Raw genomic sequence first — 20,719 nt, 5'->3', positions numbered from 1 at the left:
GCGTCTATAATGTTCTATAAGTCGAACACACATTTCAGGGTTTTTAAGAGGTGGTGAGGTTGCCGCAGTACCAAAATGCCGCGATGGGAGGCCGAAAAGGATGGCAAAATACCGAGGATTATTAACGTGTTTATTGCTTCTAGTTTTCATAATTAGCGGATGTTCAAACGGAACTTCATCTAACAGCGAAATGAAAACGCTTACCCTTTGGTACTGGAACCGGAGTCTGGACGATAACCTGATCAACGAGGTCCAGAAGCAGTTTCCGGGCATTCGCATCAACGCCCAAAAAATCGGGGGCGACTTCAAATCCAAGCTGAAAACGACGCTCGCCGCAGGCAGCGGCGGCCCGGATATCGTGGCTTTTAACGACTGGGTTACCGAGCTGTTTCCAAGCGCCGACCGGTTCTACAACTTGTACGACCTCGGAGCAAAGGACATCGAGGGGGACTACCTCGGCTGGAAATGGCAGCTTGGGGTCACGCCGAAGGGCGAAATGATCGCCATGCCGATCGACACGGGCCCGACCGCCTTATTTTACCGCGCGGACTTGTTCGATCAAGCGGGGCTTCCAACCGACCCGGAAGAGGTTCATCGGATGATGGGCACTTGGGAAGACTACTTCGCCGCGGGCGAGAAGCTTCAGAAGGCGTTAGGCGGCAAGGTGAAGCTGCTTGACAACATTGGACAGGTGTATAACCAGGTCAATTCGCAGTCGGATAAAGTTTATTTTGATAAAAACGAAAATTTCATTGGCGAGGATCCCTCCTCTTCCATGAAGAAAGCGTGGGATCTTGCGGTAAAAGCCTCGCAAATGGACCTGCTCGCCAATGCAGGCACGTTCTCCACCGAGTGGAACGCGGCAATGAACAACGGAAAGATCGCATCCTTCGTTGGCGCCGTATGGGCTAAACAAATTCTAATGGACGCGGCTCCGGATACGGCGGGCAAGTGGCGCGTCGCGAGAGCTCCGGGCGGAGACGGCAATAACGGCGGCTCTTTCCTCGCCATTATGAAAACGAGCAAATACCCGAAGGAGTCCTTCGAAGTGATGAAGTGGCTGCTGAATTCCGAGAACCAGGTGACCAGCTTCAAGGAACTGAATCTGTTTCCTTCCGCCTCCAAGGCGCTTGATTCGGATGTCATGAAGATGCAAGAGGAGTTTTTCGGCGGCCAAGCTACCGGTGAAATTTTTACGGAGTCCGCGCGCAACGTGAAGCCTGCCTATTTCGGGACGAAATACTCCAACCTAAACGGTATCGTAAACCGTGAGCTGTCATCGGTTGCCCTTCAAGGCAAAAACCCGGATAAGGCTTGGAAAGACGCGCTATCCAGAGTGAAAAAGGAGCTGCTGCGTTAAGGCCTCATACCATCGCACAATGGAGGTAGATTCTTATGGCTCAACCATTACAGAACCGAACTCAAATCGATCCCGGAAGCTCCATGCAGCTCTCTGTACGGAAGCGAGGATTGGCGTCTGAAATTTGGAAGCACCGAAAAGAATACCTGGCCATTTCCCCCTTTTATATCTTGTTTGCCGTCTTCGGCTTATTTCCGATTCTGTTCTCGATGTATCTTTCTTTCCAGAAATGGGACGGCATTGGCACGATGACCTTTAACGGTCTCAACAATTATCAATTCATGGTCACCGATCCCGAATTTTGGAAAGCGGTAGGCAATACGCTCTTGATCTGGATTTATTCGTCCATTCCGATGCTGTTCTTCGCGCTTATCATCGCGTTTTTGCTGAATGCGTCGTTCACGAGGTTTCGTACCTTCTTCCGGATCGGTTACTTCTTGCCGAACGTCACTTCGCTCGTTGCGGTTGCCATTGTGTTCAGCACCGTATTCTCCAACAATTACGGGCTGCTGAACTATTTCCTGTCCCTCTTTGGCCTTTCCCCCGTGGAATGGCTGAACAAGACCTGGGGCATCCAGCTGGCGGTGTCCATCATGGTCATCTGGCGCTGGGTCGGATACAATGCCATCATTTATTTGGCGGGACTCCAAAGCATCCCCACTGTCCTCTATGAGGCCGCCAAAATTGACGGAGCAACCGGCATCCAGTCGTTCTTCCGCATTACGATCCCGAATTTGCGGCCGATTATTCTTTTCACCGTCATTACTTCTACCATCGGAGGCATGCAGATCTTCACCGAATCGCAGGTGCTCGTCGGCAACGACGGCGGCGTTAGCGGCGGGGGGCTGACCATCGTTCTCTACCTGTACCGGGAGGCATTCGTGAACAATTACTTCGGCTACGGCTCCGCCGTCGGCTGGGGTATGTTCATATTAATTGCCCTCTTCTCGATCTTCAACTGGCGGGTAGTTCAGGGCGGTGCCAAAGATGAATAAACGAGGTGATACGCATGGTTAAAAGAAAGTCTGCCATCCTGCTATATTTCGGGCTGATTATCGGACTCGTCATTTCGATCTTTCCTTTTTACTGGTTGTCCGTCATGGCCACCCGTACGACGGCGGAAATTTACAGCTTCCCGCCCAAGTTTTGGTTCGGGACGCATTTAATAAGCAATGTGACGCGGGTGTTCGATAATGTCGATTTTGTCGGCGCGTTTCTCAATTCGCTGTTCGTAGCTTCCTGCAGCACCTTGCTCGTCTTGTTTTTTGATTCCCTGGCCGGCTTTACGTTCGCTAAATTCAATTTTCCGGGCAAAAAATGGCTGTTTGTCCTGTTGCTCGCCACAATGATGGCGCCGTCGCAGCTCTCGCTCGTTCCTTCCTTCGTCATCATGGCGAAGTTCGGGTGGGTGGGCTCATTCAAAGCATTGATCATTCCCGGCATGGCCAATGCATTCGGCATTTTCTGGATTCGCCAATACGCGCAGGAAGCCGTTCCATCCGAGCTGTTAGATGCCGGACGTATCGACGGCTGCGGTTACTTCCGGCTCTACTGGAACGTCACCATCCCTATTCTTCGCCCGGCGTTGTCTTTCCTGGGAGCATTTACCTTCATCGGTTCCTGGAACGATTATCTCTGGCCGCTGATTATTCTGAACGACGAAAGCAAATTTACGCTGCAGGTGGCGCTCTCCTCCCTGAACGGCATTTATGTGACCGATTATGCCATGGTCGTCGCGGGCACGCTGTTGGCGGTTATCCCGCTCATTATATTGTTCCTGTTCGTCAGCAAGCAGTTTATTTCCGATATTGCGGCCGGCGCGATCAAAAGCTGACCTTGCCGCAAGGCCATCACCTATGCGTGGAGAAACCCGGGGCTTTTAACAAGACGCCCGGGTTTCTGGTTTCTTAAGCATCATAAAAAAACAGCCGTCAATGATCTGTACTGCCAATGCTGGATGACTAGCGTATGCTGCGGTCGAGTTATTTGAATGATTATGCAATGTTAATCGCCCGCGCCGCGAGTACCGCTACAATTACGAGTGAGATGGAGGACTGCATCATCGTTAGAACTTTGGCCTTTTTCGACAATACGAGTGTATCTGTTGGGCTAAACGCGGTGTTTGTGTTAAAGGCCAGAAACAAATAATCAAAAAAAGCCGGGCTCCAGGCTTTCAAATCCTCACGAGTCATTTGAGGGAAAAGAAAATCCGGAATACGTTCTGCTTGTTCATTTCTTGCATTTGGTCCGCCACGATCGATTTCCCAGTACCAGACGGAAAACACGAATATATTAGTCACCCAAAGTACCAATGCACTTCCGAATAACTCACTTGCACTTGCAACATGCGTAAAAAGCTGATGCAAGAGGATAACGACACTACTGATAAGCCCGAGCATCACCATGCTGTTTGTAATGATCGCGAATGTTCGTATCCACTCGTGGTGTCGCCTCAAAATGGAAATTATGAGAGTTGCAAGCATGCAAACAGCAAGGGCCGGCAATGTCCAACTCTGCAAAACAGTCAGTTTTTCCGGTAGATAACTAAGTAAGATACTTATGACTATAATAACAGTAAAATATCCCCATCTCGACGAATGCCGTTTCACTCGCTTTTATCCCCTTCTTGCTCGTAATTCCCACCCTCTTTTTTAAGATGAGTTGTTTCAGTCTTATAAAGAATACTATGTTCCAACGATGCTGCCCGTTACTTCAACACAAATAGCAGCCGATGAACTATCGGCTGCTATTTTGTGTTTTTTTGAAATAAAGTTCTCCGTTAACTTAGTCTAGGATTTTTATTTCTAGCGGAGTTGGTTTCTCCTCGGTAGAGTAATAAGCATACACTACGCAGCTTCTTGTTCCCGAGGTCGTATTATTGGCGATTACATTTCAAATGGTCGCCGTCTTTCGCTCGTCCGGACGAACCACTCGGGATTCGCGGACTACCCATAGAGTTTTAAAGTGTAGCAGCCGCTAGAGGACGAAGTTTATCAGACGCCGTAATGTGCAGTTCCTCCGTCAACAAACAAGTTTTGACCTGTAATATAACCCGAACCTTCAAGGCAAAAAAATACGACAGGGGTGACTAATTCCTCGACACTGCCATACCTTCCCATTGGCGTACGCTCTTCGATTAACTTTTTGTTATCCGGATCATCAAGAGCCTTTTCGTTAAGAGAAGTTCGGAAAAACCAAGGGCTGATTGCATTTACGGTAACTCCGAATTTAGCCCATTCGTTGGCAAGCTGTCTTGTTAAATGTACGACGCCCGCTTTGCTTGGCCCATATGCCGATGAGAAAGATAACGTTAATTCGGATGCTGCGGACGCGATATTGACGATACGTCCGCTTCGGCGTTCTACCATATGAGTTCCTACCGCCTGAGACATAAGAAAAACGGATTTCAAATTGGTGTCGACGACGAAATCCCATTCTTCCTCACTAAGATCAAAAGCGGAATGGCGTACATTCGTCCCGGCATTATTAACTAAAATGTCAATTTTCCCAAAGCTTTTCAATATCCGTTGAACGGCTGAATGAATGGAGATTTTATCCGTAACGTCACATAAAACTCCGAGCGTGCGCCGGCCGGTTGCAAGATGTATTTCTTCTGCAGCCTTTAGTACCTCCGTTTCGGTCCGCGCAGTCAAAACGACATCAGCCCCCGCTTGTGCCAACCCTTCGGCAATCGTTCGTCCAATCCCCCGGCCCGCACCGGTAACGAGAGCTACCTTTTCATTTAAATCGAATTTAACCGTTTTCATAAACATATTCCTCCTATAAAAGAGGAGGAAAGGCTTAACCTCTCCTCCGGAAAAATATCAAGTAAGTTCTCTTAATCGTCAGCAGCCTGGATTAATGGGAGAATATCAGGGTGCTCCCACATTTTCTTAGGAAATAAGAGCTCCGGTAAGTCTCTTTGGAATAACTTGTTCTTAAGTTGATCTTCTCGACCATCTCGAACCTTGCCAAGCCAGTCCGGGTCGAGTAGAAGCGCTCTTCCAAGTGCGACAAGCTCCACGTCGGAAGATAGGGCGGCTGCAGCTTGCTCCGGAGTCGTAATTTCGCCAACGCCAATGAGTACAGTTCGGTTTCCTACTAGCTCTTTCAGGATTTCCATCCGGGATTTATTACTTTCCGTGCCTCGGAGGGGCTTAGAAAAGAAATTATGCAGAGAGACATGGATATAATCCAGCTCCTGATCGATGTATCTGTACCTACCGTTCGGTACAAACCGATCATAACAAAACTGTTTTAGTTGCGCAATAGAAAAAATCGGAAGTCATCGCGAATCAAGAAAGCCGATATTGCGAGCGAATGATCGCGATGGCGTTTGTGAGAAAGTCGGCTTCTTTCTGACTTTTCTTTAATAAAATGGCACCCTCGATCATGGATACGATGGCTCGTGCATGCTGTTTGGCATCAATGTCCGACGTTAGATGCCCCTGTGCTTTCAGATCGTTGAGCGCACCTTCGATCGAGGAAATCCATCGGTCAAATATATATTGGACTTTTTCCCGAAACGTCTCGTCGTGTTCGCTCATCTCGATGGCAAGGTTCCCTGCGGGACAACCCGATTTCCCTTCTTCGTCTGTATGGATGGTTAACGTCCTATCAAGCATTTTATTTAATTTCTCAATAGGATCAAGGTTGGATGCGAAAATATCTTCGAATACATCCCTATCCCATTCCTTAACCAGATCATCGACGACGGCAAGACCAAGGTCGCGCTTGGACGAAAAGTAGTGATAGAACTGACCTTTGCCGATGCGAGCCTTGTCCAAAATATCGCTTATCGATGTAGCTTGGTAGCCCTTATAATAAATGATTCTTCTGGAAACAGTAATAATCTCTTGGAGTTTCGACATCTCGACACACCCTTTATGATTTCTTTTACTCGAGCTCAGTATCCGTCTACCGGTTGAAAAATGACAAATCAATTTTAACACAGTTTGTATAGAATGAATAATGTCAGAGGCCAGTCGATCCATAGTAGTAGTCTTCCCGTATTTGCGGATCTACTTCGTCTGGCGTTGCAGTCAACCCAATAAAGACAACAAAAAGACTGCCCATTGAGGCAGCCTCTTTCGATTTTATAACCACGCTACTCCTTAACCCCGCCAAGCGCTACGCCCGCGATAATATACCGGGATAACAGGAAGTAAATAACGAATAGCGGCAAGGCCGTTAACGCCAGGCCCATATAGATTGAGCCAAACTCCGTTTTATAGATATCGCCCCGGAGCAGGCTGACCATAACCGGCAGCGTATACTTCGATTTGTCCGTGAGCAGGATGAGAGGCATAAACAGGTTGTTCCAGCTTGCCACAAAAGCGAAGATGGCTTGCGTCGCAACCGCCGGCATCATAATCGGAATGATAATCTTGTTAAAGGTTGCGAACTCGCCCGAACCGTCAATGCGCGATGCTTCAACAATCTCCAAAGAGAGGGTTGCCAGCAGGTATTGGCGCATGAAGAATACGATGGCCGGAGCCGCGATCGCAGGCAAAATGAGCGGCAGGAAGCTGTTCGTCCAATGCAGCTGGTACATAAATTGATAGAAGCCAATCGCGCTGGCCTGCGCCGGAATCATCATCACGCACAGGATAAACGTGAAGAAAGTTTGACGCCATTTCCAATTGTACACAACAAGCCCGTAGGCCGTTAGAGAAGAGAAATAAACGGCGCAGACGGTTGATGTAGCCGAAATAATGAACGAGTTCAAGAACCCTTTTAACGGATCAAAGCTTTTGCTGGTCAGCACATCCCAGTTAGTCTTGAGATGCGTGGAAGGAATCAATGACAGTCCGCTTTGAATCTCCGCCGTAGAACGCGTTGCATTCACGAACATCACCCAGAATGGAAGGATGCTAAGCAGCGCAAGGCCAATGCAGACAATGTAGATAATGGTCTTGTTGATGCCCCGGGAGACCGTTGCTGTTCTCTCTATTTTCGCCATCCCTCACACCCCCTTTGCCGCTGCTTTTGCAGCTTTCTCTTGCAGCTTTAGCTGCTTTCTAAGCTTCGCCTCGCCGCGGTCGCGCATCAGATAGAACAGGAGCGCGGACAATACGGCCGCTATGAGGAACATAATCATGCTGGCCGCCGCGGCCTTGTTATACATATAAGCTCCCTTGAACGCTTGCCCGTAGATGAATACCGATGTCGTCAGCGTGGCATTATCCGGACCGCCAGCAGGTGTGATGAACAGCTGCGGAATATCAAACATCTGCAGCCCGCCGATCATGGAGGTAACAAGCGAGTACAGCAGGATTGTTCGAAGACTTGGCAGAGTCACGCGGAAAAAGGTTTGAGTGCCCGTTGCTCCGTCAATGGCCGCCGCCTCAAAGAGTGCCGGGTTAATCCCCATTACGCCTGCGATCAGGATAATCATCGTATTGCCGTACCACATCCAGAACTGGATGAACGAAACAATGCCCCTTGCCGTGTTCTTATCCTGAAGAAATTGAATGGGAGCATCGCTCCACCCCAGCGCGTGGAACAAGCTGTTCACCGGCCCCATCGGATAAGCGAACAAGGTGCTGAAAAGCACGGCGATCGTACTCGCCGTGATAATATTCGGCATGTAGAGAAGAACTTTAAACGCGCCTTGCCCTTTAATATTAAGGCGTTTGTTGGTAAACCAAGCCGTAAGCAAAAGCGCAAGCCCAATCTGCGGAATGAAATTGGCAATCCAGAGTACAAAGGTGTTCACAAGAGATTGTTTAAACGAAACGTTGTTAAGAATCAGGTCTTTGAAATTTCCAAACGGATTATCCAGAATATGAACCTGCTTCGGAATAACCCCCTTCATATCCGTGAAGCCGATAAAGGCCGTGTACAGTGTTGGATACAAAGAAAAAATAAGAAACGCTAGTATAAAAGGAATACTGAAAATATAGCCGTATTTCGAGTAGTTGACTCCCTTGCGGCGCATGCTCTCACCCCATCAATTGATATAAAGGGGCGGGATCATGCTCCCGCCCCTTGGCGCCTATTATTCGCTTTCGAGACCGAGTTGGTCTTTAACCGTTTGCTTGAAGTCTTTCAGTGCAGCCTCGCGGCTCTTGCTGCCGGAAGCGTAAGCACGGACTTGGTCGCGCCAGATCAGGTTGATCGATTCGTCGTATTGCGTGAGGTTTTTGCCCGTTGCGTTGGCGTTAGCCGGAACAAATGCGTCAAACATGTTTTGTCCGCCGAGCAATGCCACTTCGCCGTTCGACTTCGACATCACGACGGAAGAAGCTACGCTGTCCTTCGTGCCTTGCTCGCCTTCCTTCATCGTGCCGTTCGCCCAGTAGTATTGGAGACCTGTCTCGGAAGTATCGAGCGTAACCCAATTGATGAAGTCCGCTACCGCTTTCTTCTTCGCATCGTCCTTCGTTACGTCTTTGTTGGCAAGCAGCCATGTGCCGCCCCAGAAGAAGCCAGTTGGCGGTTCTGTAACTGCCCAGTCGCCGTTTGTATCTTTGACTTGATCTTTCATAACGTAGTTAATAAGCCATGCCGGACCAAAGAAACCAAATACCGGTTTTGCGCCTGCGCCGGACATATCCGCGTACCAGGCTTCCTGCCAGTCCTGCGTTCCGTTGCTGTAGCCGTTGTCTGTCAGCTTTTTGGAGAAATCAAGGAATTGCTCACGTTTAGGGTCGATATGCAGCTTGCCGTCCACAACCCAGCCTTGGTCGGAGCTGTTCTCGATTGGATGCCAGATGTCGCCGTCGCCGGATACAATCGCGTAACCTTTCGCTTTCAGCTTCTCGGCTGCCGCGAAGTATTTATCCCAGCCTGGGCCAACTTGCGTTTTGATGGCTGCAGGGTCATCCGTTCCGAATACGTCCTTGGCAATCGAACGGCGATAGATAAAGCCGCCGCCGGTTGCTTGGTAAGCAAGACCTTTCAGCTGGCCGTCCTTCGAGCCGATATCAACGGAGTATTGGGCGATACCCGCGTCTTTAACCATTTGGTCGGTCAACCCCAGGTCCGCATAGTTAGCGGCATAAGTAGATGCGTCACCTTGTGTATACTTGAGAACAAACGCGGCTTCGGCTGCGTAGATGTCCGGAGCATCGCTGCCGCCGCCTGCCAGTGCTTGGTCGAGCGCAGGCTGATAAGCGCCGTCGGTTGTTGCGATTACGGTTGTTTTGAACTCTACGTTTGCGTCTGGGTGAGTTTCGAGATACTTTTTCGTCATGTTCGGAATCTCATCCGTGAAGCTCCAGAGGTTGATCGTGACTTTCTTGCCGTCACTTTTTGCCGGTTCCGCTGATGCTGTCTCAGATGCTGTCGGGCTTGGGCTAGATGAGTTTGCGTTCGAATTCGAATTCGAGTTTGAGTTTCCGCCGCACGCTGCGAGAGCTGTTGTCATCACAAGCAATGTGGAGATCCCCATTAAAGCGCGTTTCATTCGTTTCATGCTTTGCCTCCCTTTTAATGATCCTTGTTTTTTTGTGCGTTATTTTGTAACCGCATTCATAATTATAGGACCAATTTCTGACAGGCGTAAGGAATCCATTATTGGGAAAAATTCCACTTTTATTGGTTTTTATTCCCAAAGTCGTAGGCACGCGGTAACGAAAAAAGGCACCTCTCGTCGACGGACGATAGGTACCTTTTTATTGTTTTTTTATATTACAGCCACCAAATCAGCGGTATGCAAAACAGCGGCGTCAAGATGCTCGACAACCCCATGGCAAAGGCGCTGATGCCGCCTTGGATCTCGGAGTCTCGCATAATGCGCGCTGTGCCGATGCCGTGTGCCGCCGTCCCCATGGCTGCTCCAATGGCCAAATCGCTGCGGAATCTTAACATTTTGAGGATGCCAGGTCCAACCATGCTGCCGAGGAGACCCGTCAGTACGGCAAACACGCCAGCCAGCTCGGGCGTTCCGCCCAGCAAATCGGCAACTTCTATCGCAATAGGCGTTGTTACCGATTTAGGCAGCATGGTGAGCATGACCTCTTTCGAACCATGGAGAAAATGAACGATTCCCCATACCGCAAGCAGCCCGCATACCAATCCGGCGCTGACGCCAATAACAATGGGCATAAGCTGATCTCTCAGCTTTTGAAAGTTTTTGTAAAAGGGAACCGCTAAAGCAACCGTAGCCGGTCCAAGGAAAAAGGTAATGATGTCCCCACCCGCTTGGTAAGCCTCATAAGGAATATCGCAAAGCAGCAGCAGCAGGATAATGCCTCCCGATGTTACGAACAGAGGGTTTAACCATTTATAGCGGCTATTAAGGAGCTGGGCTCCGACATAAAATAATACGGTGATTGTAAAGCCGAACAACGGCTGTTGAAACCAGGCTTCATTCATAGGTACGTTCCTTGGCCTTTCCGGTTTGCCATGCCGTTACGCAGGCTGTAACTAGAATGACGATTATTGTGCCGGCGGAGAGCGCAACCGCTATGACTAGCCACTGATCTCCTATTAAGCCAAAAAACATCATCGTGCCCACGATAACGGGCGCAAAAAAGATCATCATATGCTTCAGAAAAAATTGCGCGGTCTCCTCGATCCACGCCAGCTTCATCCAGCCTGCAAACAGGCTGATGACGAGCAATACCATTCCGATAACGTTCCCCGAGATCGGCACGGACAGCAGGGAGTGTATCGCGTTGCCCAATAGGGTGTATCCCAGCAAGATGGCAAGTCCTCTCATTGTTGGTTCTCCTTTATCGTATAAGTGCTAGTTACTAGCTTACCAGCAAGGTGAATAACGATAAAGAGCCCGCCGATAATTATCGGGAGGCCCTTGCGTGAAGCTGTTATTTAAAAGCTAAATATTTCGCCCGCGTTTCCGGTGTGATCATATTTGGACTTCTTTCGAGCAAAAGCTCGGCATCCTTAAGAGCCTCAGCAGGCAGGTTTCCGGCATTAACTTCGGTAACAATGTCAGACATTTTCGTGAACTCATCTTTTGAAATAAGCTGGTAATCCGGCCCTTTCATATATTGCTCTCTAACAGAAATAGATAAGTCGACTAAGCGGCCTTCTCTTTTAAGTAATGGCCCGGCGTCTTTAAGAGCCGAAACAGGAAGCTCACCTTTATTAACTGCAATAATTATGTTGCTCATTCTCTCATAATCTGTTTTTGATATTTTCGTATTTGTAGGAATCAGCTCCCCTTCAAGCAGGGTCTGATAATCATCTACAACAAGTTCACCTTTCTTCTTGACGAAAGTAACAGACTCCACCGTCTTATAGTAGGCAGGCTCGCTGGTTTGCGTGACATAGGTAATAACGGCATTCATCCCGCTAACTTTACTACGGTAATCGATCACCCAAGGGCTCGAAACGCCTATATTATAATTCCAGTCCTGGCCGCTCCTGTTGACCTGTTCCTGTACGAACTTTTCCTTCGCTTTAGCGGACATCATGTCATAACGGGGTTTCCCGTCCCGCGTCTTAAGCGCGTCTGCCCAAACCGTAGTCAGGTTTTCTATTGCAGCATCCGCTATTTGCGTAGTTACCTCCTTATGCTTCTCTTTCGAGTTCGCATCGGTTAATGCAGCACCTCCTATTAACAAGAGGACCGCAACGCCAACTAGAGACCACTTATAGGAATTTTTCACGGGTGAAGTGATCATCAACAGTCTTCTCTTGAGCTCCTTTTTATTCCCCAAAATACTCGCAGCCCCTGCCAGATGAATAGGTTTAGCGAACAGCTCTAACAATTTAATAATCGTTAAGGCGTACTCTTTGGACTCCTCCGGTGTCATTCTCGATAAAGCCAACGCATCGCAGGCTAACTCCTGGTCTACCCGCATTTTGTGATAGGCATACCAGAGAAGAGGATTAAACCAATGCAGAGCCAGCAAAAGGTTCATGGTCCCGTTCAAAGCAATATCCTTTCGGCGCACATGCGATAGTTCATGCAGAAACACATACCGCAGCTGCGCCTCGCTTAACGTTTTTAAAGCTATGTCCGGCAATAGCAGCTTTGGTTTAAATAATCCAAATAAGGTAGGGCTGGGTATTCGATTCGTCTGTATTAACGTGATCCTTCGACTTCGGCGCGGGTTCATTTCTTCTTTGCAGCGTTCAAACAAAGCCGTGATGTCTGGGTCCGATATGGACTGTTCACCTTTTATTTTCTTAGCAAACCGCAGATTGGTCCTGAACATAAAACCAAGGAAAGCAACCGTGCCAACCAGCCAAATAATTGAAGCGACTTTCAGAGGCAAAGCCGGTTCTTTAATCGTCGGATCACTTTGAATAGCTGCTAACGCATCTTGAGAGGTATGGGGCATTGGCGCAGGAATAACTCCCTCAATCGCCGGTTTCACTGCAGGAGTGATTGCCGTTTCGTTCGCGGCTGCAAAATGATTCTTCTCTCCGAATAGATGAAAGATATTATACATGCTGAACGAGCTTTCGGGAGTCCACGGCAGCACTAGCCGTAAAATCACGAGAAGCCACAGCAGATAGCCCCATCTAGGCTTTAATTTATCTCGCAGCAGCCCTTTGACAACCAAAATAAGAACGACCAATACGCTGGCCATCAGCGAGGCAGACAGTATCCAAGCAAAAAAGTCGGAAAGACGAACGGTCATCTGTCTTAATCCTTTCTTTCGTCCAGAATGCTTTTCAGCTCTTCAATATCTTCTTTAGACAATTTCTCGTGCTTTAAAAAATTAACCAGCATCGGCTTCAAGGCAACGCTTCCGTACAGCCGTTTCAAGAACGACTCCGTTTCGGCCCTCGTCGTTTCTTCTTCCGTAACGAGCGGAGAATAGACATAGGGCTTGCTCTTTGAATCATAGGTTACGACCTCTTTTTGAACCAGCCGGGTAAGCAGGGTTCTGATGGTTTTGGGGCTCCAATCGGTAACGCCTGCCAAATCCTCAATCACCTCGCTTGCGCTCATTGGCGATTTCGTCCACAACACCTTCATCACTTCCCACTCCGCATCGGAGATGCGCGACATCTCTTTCATGGGCTTCTGCCTCCATTCCTCGACTACATATGTAATCAATATTACAGCTGTAGTCAATACTACGATTGTAATCAATGGTTGTCAAGGCTAACCTTTAACCCCGCAAACCTGTAACGCAAAAAAAGGTACCTATCGTCAAATAACGATAAGCACCTTTATGTTAACTTTATTACGCGCCGTCAAACAGCTATCTCAGCTTAACGGGCAGGCCCGTTCTTGCCGATTCATTGGCTGCCATGGTTACGCGGTGCGTCTCCCAAGCATCCTCGTAAGTGGACAGAATTTGGCTGCTGTCGCCTGTTCTTACTGCGTGAAGGAAAGCTTCGTTCTCCCGTACGTACGGATTGTTCGAGGATTTGTACTCGGTTTTCTTATCGGCTTCGATATCCACCAGGGCTTCGCCCGTAACCTGCAGCACGCCCGTGTTCGTGTAGATTTGAAGTCCGGCATGGCCCCCGGCCGGAATCGCGCAAGTATTGCTGATCGTGGCAACGGCCCCGCTCGCCAGCTTGATCGTTACCGTACCGACATCCGGCACCGTAACGCCCTCTTCCACCTGAGCCATATGTCTGCTGCCATACGCCGCATAGACTTCATTCACATCGCCAAGCAAATAACGGGTCAAATCCACGATATGCGTCGTCTGCTCCACAAACTGTCCGCCGGAGGTCTCCATCTTGCGCCACCAGTATACGCCCGGCATCGAGCCCATCCATTGGCCCAGGGCCATCAGCGGCGTGCGGTCCGCAAGGAGCTCCTTCGCCTGGTTTGTGCTGTCCATATAACGGAAATGATAACCAACCGACGTAATAAGTCCTTTATCCGCAATCGCCTGACGGATCCGGGAAGGTGTCTCCTCGTCTACGCCAATCGGCTTTTCGACGAGGAAAGGAATCCCCCGCTCCACAAGCGCTAATTCAATCTCGCCATGAGCAAATGGCGGCGTGCAAATATAAACCGCGTCCAGCTTGCGGTCCTCAAGCATCGCTTCAATCGTGTCGTAACCGCGAGCATCGCTATAAGGCCTTGCTGCCGTTTCCGCCTTGTCGAGGCTTGTCCCGCAAAACGCGCTGACGCTTACCCCATCCATCGCAGCAAGCTTTTCCGCATGCATCCGTCCAAACCAGCCTGTTCCCGCAATACCAATCCGAAGAGTCACTCTACATTCCCACCTTACGTCGTAGTTTTATGCCTTCCCCCTAATGTTTACCTGCCCCCCGGTGGATGTCAAGGAGATCTTTGCCGCCAAGCGGCAATTCGACCTTAAACGAAGTTTTCCCTTCGGCGCTCGCCGCGGAAATCAGGCCATGATGCAGCTCGACAATATTCTTCGCAATCGCAAGGCCTAGACCTGAACCGCCCGTATTCCGGGAGCGGGACTGCTCGCCGCGATAGAACCGTTCGAACAATAGCGGAATAACCGAAGCCGGCAAAGGCTCGCCGTAATTCGCGATCTCGACGACGGCAAGCCACCTCTCGCTCCGGACCGCGATATCGATCTGCCTGCCCTCTTTTCCGTATTGAATGGCGTTAACGATCAGATTCTCGAACACACGGACAAGCTTGTCTCCGTCGGCATCGATAAGGATCGGATGATCCGGAAGGGTCAATCTGCATTTCATCTCTGCCTGCTCGAATTGCAAGCGGAATTGTGCCGACAATTGGCCAATCATCTCTACGAGATTGATCGGCGACAGCCTTAGCCCTATTCCGCCGCTGGTCCTCGTATATTCGAATAGATCATCGATCATCGTTTTCAGACGAATCGATTTCTCGTAAGCGATTTGAACGTAATGCCTCAGCTCCACCTCATCCCGGTAACGGTCTTCTTCGATCAGACCCAAGTACCCGACAATAGACGTTAAAGGCGTGCGCAAATCATGGGACACGTTCGTCACAAGCTCGGCTTTCGTCCGTTCCGTGCGTCGTTCCTCCTCGATGGAGAGCTTAAGCTGAGCCGTCATTTTATTGATATTTTCCGCCAACGCCCCCAGCTCGTCTCCGCCTCGCACCGGCAATCGGGATTCGAAATCCCCGCCGGCAATCCGCTCGATTCCTTGCGAAATCCGCACCAGATAGCGAATAGTCGAACGGCTTAAAGCGAAGAAATAGATGAAAAAAAAGATAACGGTAACCGAGATAAACGTTGTTAATAGTCCAAATTTATCCAGCACCTCCCTCAGCAAAGGAGAGAGATAAATCATATCGGCGCTGTACGCGGCGACCGCGACCAGATACAAAAGGCCTGACGACATGAATGCCCCAAACGCGCTAAGTCCGAATAGATACAGCATTTTGAAACGAAGGCTTTTCCACGGTTTACGGATCAATTTTATACCCAACTCCCCACACGGTCTGAATCAGCTTGACGCCGCCCAGCTCGCTCTCCAATTTATCCCGAAGCTTGCTTATGTGAACCATGACGGTGTTATTGGACTCCAGGAACTTGTCCTTCCACACCGCTTCGAAGATCGCCTCCGCGCTAAAGACCTGCCCGGGATGGCTTGCCAGCAAGTACAGGATATCAAACTCCGTTGAAGTTAAATTGATGCCGCGGTCCTCCACCGTTACCGTATGCGATTTCTTGCTTATTTTCAGCGAATGCAGCTGAATGATGTCCTTGTCCTGATCCTGCGCCGTTTGAAGCTGGGGATTCAAATAAATGGACCTGCGCAGCAGCGACTTCACCCGGGCAATCAGCTCCAGCGCGTTAAACGGCTTCACCATGTAATCGTCCGCGCCCGTCGTCAGCCCCATGATTTTGTCCATGTCCTCCGCCTTGGCGCTTAGCATCAGGATCGGAATGCCGTACTCCGCGCGTACCGCCCGGACCACCTCGAGACCGTTCATCTCCGGCATCATAACGTCGAGAATCATTAACTGGACGGATTCCTTGGCGATCAGCTCCATGGCTTCCCGGCCGTTGCCCGCAATCAGCACCTGGTACCCTTCGTTGGTTAGATAGATTTTGATCAGCTCCGCGATTTCGAGGTCATCGTCGGCGATCAGTATTTGAATGGTATTCATGAGATCTCCCCGTCTATATGGTTAATGAATGTGGCTATAGTGTATCAGAAATAGTCTGCGGAGCGGACACCCCCCATCACAAATAAGAAATTCTTAAGGTTTCCTTTAGGATGTCTTACGAATCTCTTGGGCCCAGCGCGTTATCTTGGATATAGAGCAACGGACAAAAACTCTACCTGGAGGTATGAATAGATGAAAACAAAGTTATACGTGCTGTACGGAGGTAAATCCGCCGAACATGAAGTGTCGTTAAAAACGGCCGTTACGGTCCTTCAATCCATTGATCAAAGCCGCTACGAGGTTTATCCCGTCTATATTACACGCGAAGGCTTATGGTGCTCGCCGCCCGGATGTCTGGCCAAGGAGGGGTTGACGATTGAAAGGCTGACCCAGCTGCCGGCCTTTTCGGATCCTGCCCGTTCCATTGGGGAAATTCTGTCTGGCATCATGGCGCTGCCCGGCCCAAAGGTCGTCTTGCCGCTTCTGCATGGTCCCAATGGTGAGGACGGTACGGTACAAGGATTGCTGGAGCTCGTGAACGTTCCTTATGTAGGGAATGGCGTTCTGGCTGCCGCGTTAACCTTGGACAAGGCGATGTCGAAGCAGGTATTGGCCCAAGCCGGCATTCGGCAGACGGAATATCGGGTATACCGCCATGAGGAGTGGGCCACGGATGAGGACGCCGTGTTACGCAAGGCGGAGGACGCCATTGGATACCCGTGCTATGTGAAGCCAGCCTCCCTTGGCTCCAGTATCGGCATCAGCCGGTGCACAAACCGCGAAGCGCTCCTGACCGGGATCCGCGAAGCATTCTCTTACGACAAAAAGATTGTCATCGAACGCGAAGTAGCCGGCAGAGAAATACAAGTCGCCGTTATCGGCAATGAGAGACCGCTTGCCTCGCTGCCCGGCGAATTTATCCATGACCATCTTTTCTTCGATTACGAATCCAAATACTTGGACAAGCGGCTGACCATGCAGATTCCGGCCAAGCTCGAGGACGGCCTGACTTCTCGAATCCGCGAGCTGGCGGTCCAAGCCTATCAGGCCCATGGCTGCGAAGGCCTTGCCCGCGTCGACTTCTTCCTTGACGGAGAAGGCCGATTGTACCTCAATGAGATAAACGCGCTGCCCGGCTTTACGAATTTCAGTATGTACCCGGTCATGTGGGAGCGCACGAACGGAACGGCTTATTCCGAGCTGATCGAACAATTAATCGGGCATGCCGTCGCCCGCCACCAAAATAAACAAACGCTGCAATATACCAAATAAGCGAGCGAGGTGAGCCCTATGTTAAGAGAAACTTGGGCTGAAATTAGTTTGAGCCGTATTCGGGAGAATATGCTGAACATTCGCCGGTCTCTTCCCGGTTCGGTGAAGCTGATGGCTGTCGTGAAGGCGAACGGCTACGGGCATGGCGACATCGAGTCGGCCAGGGCTGCGATGAAGGCCGGCGCGGATTATTTGGCGGTTGCCTACCTGGAAGAAGCGATTCGGCTTCGCGATGCCGGATTAACGCTGCCGATTCTCGTCTTAACGCCTATCCCGCCGGAGCATGCGCAATTGGCTCTGAGGCATGACCTCTCCATAACCGTAACAAGCGCCAAATGGTTTTCCGAGATGCGGGTCTTTAAGCCTTGCGGCTCCCCGGGCAGGCTGCGGATTCATGTAAAGATGGATACGGGGCTTGGGAGAATCGGTATCCGGACGAAGCAGGAATGGGACAGGCTTGTTCCGTCGCTGCACGCTGAGGATGTGGACGTGGACGGATTCTATACGCATTTTGCGACCGCCGGGCAGGAGGATACCCGTTTTCTGGAACAGCAGGCTGCCCGCTTCCTCGATATGAAGGAATGGGCGCGCGTCTCCGGACTTGCGATTCGTCATTATCATTGCGCAGGCAGCGTTGCGGCGCTGCGATTTCCTCATCTGGCGATGGATATGGTCCGAATCGGAGCGGCGATGTACGGCTTCTACCCTGCAAGCCTTGCTTGTCCGGTTAAGCTGGAGCCTGCCTTAAGTCTTCACAGCGGTCTGATTCAGGTGAAAAAGCTGGCTGCAGGAGATTATCTCGGCTACGACAATTCTTACCGGGCCGAAGAGGAGGAATGGATCGGAACGGTACCGATCGGTTATGCCGACGGCTGGGCGCAGCGGATGCAAGGCACCGAGGTGCTGATTGGAGGCCATCGCGCCCCCATCGTGGGCAAAATCTGCATGGATCAGCTGATGGTCAAGCTTCCGGGACCGTGCGCGGAAGGAACTCCGGTTACCTTGATCGGAACGCAAGGGGGGCAGCGTATTACTTTCGCAGAGCTTGCGGCGCATATCGGAAGCGTCGCGCAGGAAGTCTCCACTTCGCTTGGCGTCCGGATAACAAGAGTCTATAAAGATATCGAGGAGGTACAAACAAGATGGGACAAACCAACTTGGCCAAGCGACATGAGTCAGGCCGTCATCTAACAAGCCACACAATTATTCAAACCGCCAATTCCGGTGTTCATAAAGGACATCTGGTCTTGATTAATCGGGAAAATCCCATTCGGCAAATCCCCTCTTCGGACCGTTTGGCACCAATCTGCTCCGTTCCGGCGATTCATACGCTGAGGGATGGCATGCGCTTGGAGCGAACCTGCTTGCGGCAGCTGGCTGAGCTTCTTGCGGCCAGCGAAGGGCTCGATGATATTATCGCGGTCAGCGGCTATCGGACTAAGCATGATCAGGAGCAGATTTACAGCTCGTCCTTAGCTGAGAACGGTCCGGATTACACAACGCGTTATGTCGCATTGCCCGACCGGAGCGAGCATCAAACGGGACTGGCAATCGACGTCGGCAGGCTTGGCAAGGAGATCGATTTTATCGCGCCGGCGTTCCCGGACACGGATGTCTATAAGTCCTTTAAGCAGCTTGCCGCAGGCTTTGGTTTCATTCAACGTTACAAGGAAGGCAAGGAAGCCCTTACTCAAATCTCGTGCGAGCCTTGGCATTTCCGTTATATCGGTTATCCCCATGCCGAGATTATGGAGCGGCACGATTGGTGCCTGGAGGAATATATTGACGCGCTTAAAGGCTTTTCCTACGGGAACGAGCATCTTTTATTCGAGGACGATCGTACATGGGTCGAAATCTACTACTTCGCGGCGGATGCGGGAGAATCGACGTCCATTCCCCTTATCCCCTGCGACCGGTTCCACTTGTCCGGCAATAATATAGACGGCTTTATCGTGACCGCGTTCAGAGATAGAAGCAGGGGTGCCCATGTCTAGAACCGGCTACGGCGGACTCGATTGGCTCAAATTCGCGGCCGCGCTCCTCGTTGTCGCCAATCATACCAGCCCGCTTCTGTCATACAGCGCTTCCGCCGATTTTCTTGTAAGCAATCTGCTTACGCGTATTGCCGTTCCCGTCTTTTTTATGACGGCCGGATTTTTATTGTTCCGCAAGCTGACCGGAAATCCTTTAACGGATCGAAAGGCTGTTCAAGGCTACCTGTTGAAAATTTTAAAGCTCTACGCAATTGCCATTGTCCTGTACATTCCGCTCAACCTGTATACCGGTTATTTTTCCGATTCCTTCACGGCGTATTCCGTCATTAAGGACATCGTGTTTGACGGAACCTTTTATCATCTATGGTATTTGCCGGCGTTAATGATCGGTCTGTTGATAACCTGCACGATGGTTCGGTTCCTGCCGATGAACGCGGTGCTGGCTTCGGCCGGGCTCTTGTACATCGTCGGACTGCTTGGCGACAGTTACTACGGCATTCTGCAGAATCATGCAGGCCTGGCCCATCTTTACGAAGGAATGTTTACGGTGTTTGATTACACCCGCAACGGGCTTTTCTACGCCCCCATTTATTTGGCGATGGGAGCCTGGGCAGCCAAACAGCCTCCTCACGCCAGCAAACCGATCGTGAACGCGGCTTTGTTTGCGGGATCGCTAGGACTCATGTTCGTCGAAGGGATGCTCCTTCGGTCGTCTGGAATGCCGCGGCATGACAGCATGTATGTGTTTGCGCTTCCCGCTACGTATTTCCTGTTCCAATGGTCCATGCAGTGGAAGGTTCCGGCCAGCAAAAGGTTCCGGGAGTGGCGTACATGGGTGTATATCCTGCATCCCTTGGCCATTGTTCTGGTACGCGGAGCAGCCAAAGCAGCGCATCTGGAACGGCTGTTTGTAGTAAACAGCCTGCTTCATTTCGCCGCCGTTTGTCTGCTGTCGATCGCGATGTCCGCGTTTAGCGCATGGCTGTCGGCAATCATCCGAAAATTCAAAGATCCCATGCGGATGTGGATAACAGCCCCTGTGGACAAGTGGATAACATTGCGAAAATGAACAGTTGTACGACAGAAAGCGCTCTTAATATGTGCATAAGTTTGTGAATAACT

21 protein-coding genes are annotated in these 20,719 nt (G+C 50.4%); 7 read left to right on the top strand and 14 right to left on the bottom strand.

Translation table 11 applies throughout. The features are described from left to right. Window positions 1-190: 190 nt before the first annotated feature. The 3 genes from FHT67_RS19405 to FHT67_RS19395 are packed head-to-tail and all read left to right on the top strand — an operon-like array spanning window position 191 to window position 3,194. Entirely contained in the window at window positions 191-1,360 is a 1,170-nt protein-coding gene (locus tag FHT67_RS19405) for an ABC transporter substrate-binding protein (protein ID WP_243867343.1), read from the top strand. Between the two features lie 35 nt (window positions 1,361-1,395). Beyond that, window positions 1,396-2,355 carry a carbohydrate ABC transporter permease gene (locus tag FHT67_RS19400; RefSeq protein WP_132311581.1) on the top strand — a complete coding sequence of 320 codons (960 nt, stop codon included), beginning with the start codon at window positions 1,396-1,398 and terminating at the stop codon, window positions 2,353-2,355. Between the two features lie 14 nt (window positions 2,356-2,369). Continuing rightward, window positions 2,370-3,194, top strand: a complete 825-nt coding sequence (locus tag FHT67_RS19395) for a carbohydrate ABC transporter permease (RefSeq protein ID WP_132311579.1) — start codon at window positions 2,370-2,372, stop codon at window positions 3,192-3,194. Window positions 3,195-3,354: 160 nt separating this feature from the next. On the opposite strand, the gene FHT67_RS19390 is transcribed toward FHT67_RS19395, so the two are convergent. The 14 genes from FHT67_RS19390 to FHT67_RS19325 form a co-directional block, all read right to left on the bottom strand. Further along, entirely contained in the window at window positions 3,355-3,969 is a 615-nt protein-coding gene (locus FHT67_RS19390; protein WP_132311577.1) for a DUF1345 domain-containing protein, read from the bottom strand. Between the two features lie 384 nt (window positions 3,970-4,353). After that, complete coding sequence (locus FHT67_RS19385) at window positions 4,354-5,127, bottom strand: SDR family NAD(P)-dependent oxidoreductase (protein WP_167200831.1); 774 nt, start codon at window positions 5,125-5,127, stop codon at window positions 4,354-4,356. A 71-nt stretch (window positions 5,128-5,198) separates the two neighbouring features. Continuing rightward, complete coding sequence (locus tag FHT67_RS19380) at window positions 5,199-5,549, bottom strand: oxidoreductase (RefSeq protein ID WP_347880114.1); 351 nt, start codon at window positions 5,547-5,549, stop codon at window positions 5,199-5,201. 106 nt (window positions 5,550-5,655) lie between these two features. After that, window positions 5,656-6,231, bottom strand: a complete 576-nt coding sequence (locus FHT67_RS19375) for a TetR/AcrR family transcriptional regulator (RefSeq protein WP_167200828.1) — start codon at window positions 6,229-6,231, stop codon at window positions 5,656-5,658. A gap of 236 nt (window positions 6,232-6,467) precedes the next feature. Then, complete coding sequence (locus tag FHT67_RS19370) at window positions 6,468-7,322, bottom strand: carbohydrate ABC transporter permease (protein ID WP_015847142.1); 855 nt, start codon at window positions 7,320-7,322, stop codon at window positions 6,468-6,470. Between the two features lie 3 nt (window positions 7,323-7,325). Next, complete coding sequence (locus tag FHT67_RS19365) at window positions 7,326-8,300, bottom strand: carbohydrate ABC transporter permease (RefSeq protein ID WP_132311569.1); 975 nt, start codon at window positions 8,298-8,300, stop codon at window positions 7,326-7,328. 60 nt (window positions 8,301-8,360) lie between these two features. Continuing rightward, on the bottom strand, window positions 8,361-9,779 hold the full coding sequence (locus FHT67_RS19360; RefSeq protein WP_132311567.1) for an ABC transporter substrate-binding protein: 1,419 nt from the start codon (window positions 9,777-9,779) through the stop codon (window positions 8,361-8,363). A 215-nt stretch (window positions 9,780-9,994) separates the two neighbouring features. Continuing rightward, window positions 9,995-10,681 (bottom strand): LrgB family protein, encoded by a 687-nt coding sequence (locus FHT67_RS19355; RefSeq protein ID WP_132311563.1) that lies wholly within the window; start codon window positions 10,679-10,681, stop codon window positions 9,995-9,997. Next, a complete protein-coding gene (locus FHT67_RS19350) occupies window positions 10,674-11,027 on the bottom strand; it encodes a CidA/LrgA family protein (RefSeq protein WP_167200826.1) in 354 nt (117 codons plus the stop codon). Before FHT67_RS19350 ends, FHT67_RS19355 begins: the two co-directional genes overlap by 8 nt. A gap of 106 nt (window positions 11,028-11,133) precedes the next feature. Beyond that, complete coding sequence (locus FHT67_RS19345) at window positions 11,134-12,921, bottom strand: M56 family metallopeptidase (protein WP_167200824.1); 1,788 nt, start codon at window positions 12,919-12,921, stop codon at window positions 11,134-11,136. A gap of 5 nt (window positions 12,922-12,926) precedes the next feature. Next, window positions 12,927-13,304, bottom strand: a complete 378-nt coding sequence (locus FHT67_RS19340; protein ID WP_167200823.1) for a BlaI/MecI/CopY family transcriptional regulator — start codon at window positions 13,302-13,304, stop codon at window positions 12,927-12,929. A 187-nt stretch (window positions 13,305-13,491) separates the two neighbouring features. Beyond that, window positions 13,492-14,463, bottom strand: a complete 972-nt coding sequence (locus tag FHT67_RS19335) for a Gfo/Idh/MocA family oxidoreductase (protein WP_167200822.1) — start codon at window positions 14,461-14,463, stop codon at window positions 13,492-13,494. Window positions 14,464-14,503: 40 nt separating this feature from the next. Further along, window positions 14,504-15,634, bottom strand: a complete 1,131-nt coding sequence (locus tag FHT67_RS19330; protein ID WP_132311557.1) for a sensor histidine kinase — start codon at window positions 15,632-15,634, stop codon at window positions 14,504-14,506. After that, complete coding sequence (locus tag FHT67_RS19325) at window positions 15,624-16,331, bottom strand: response regulator transcription factor (RefSeq protein WP_132311555.1); 708 nt, start codon at window positions 16,329-16,331, stop codon at window positions 15,624-15,626. The genes FHT67_RS19330 and FHT67_RS19325 overlap by 11 nt, the downstream gene beginning before the upstream one ends. Window positions 16,332-16,523: 192 nt before the next feature. Here FHT67_RS19325 and FHT67_RS19320 point away from each other — a divergent pair, with 192 nt between their 5' ends. From FHT67_RS19320 to FHT67_RS19305, 4 genes are read left to right on the top strand one after another with little or no spacing between them, the layout of a single operon-like run. Continuing rightward, window positions 16,524-17,603, top strand: a complete 1,080-nt coding sequence (locus FHT67_RS19320) for a D-alanine--D-alanine ligase family protein (RefSeq protein WP_132311553.1) — start codon at window positions 16,524-16,526, stop codon at window positions 17,601-17,603. Window positions 17,604-17,621: 18 nt separating this feature from the next. After that, entirely contained in the window at window positions 17,622-18,794 is a 1,173-nt protein-coding gene (gene alr / locus FHT67_RS19315) for an alanine racemase (RefSeq protein ID WP_132311551.1), read from the top strand. Next, on the top strand, window positions 18,746-19,597 hold the full coding sequence (locus FHT67_RS19310; RefSeq protein WP_243867341.1) for a D-alanyl-D-alanine carboxypeptidase family protein: 852 nt from the start codon (window positions 18,746-18,748) through the stop codon (window positions 19,595-19,597). Before alr ends, FHT67_RS19310 begins: the two co-directional genes overlap by 49 nt. Then, window positions 19,590-20,666, top strand: coding sequence for an acyltransferase (locus tag FHT67_RS19305; RefSeq protein WP_132311549.1), 1,077 nt, complete (start codon window positions 19,590-19,592; stop codon window positions 20,664-20,666). Before FHT67_RS19310 ends, FHT67_RS19305 begins: the two co-directional genes overlap by 8 nt. The last annotated feature ends 53 nt before the right edge of the window (window positions 20,667-20,719 follow it).

The sequence above is a fragment of the Paenibacillus sp. BK720 genome (assembly GCF_011761545.1).
Taxonomy (GTDB): Bacteria; Bacillota; Bacilli; order Paenibacillales; family Paenibacillaceae; genus Pristimantibacillus.
Note: the sequence above shows the minus strand (reverse complement) of the source record. Positions and strands in the feature narration are given on the sequence as shown.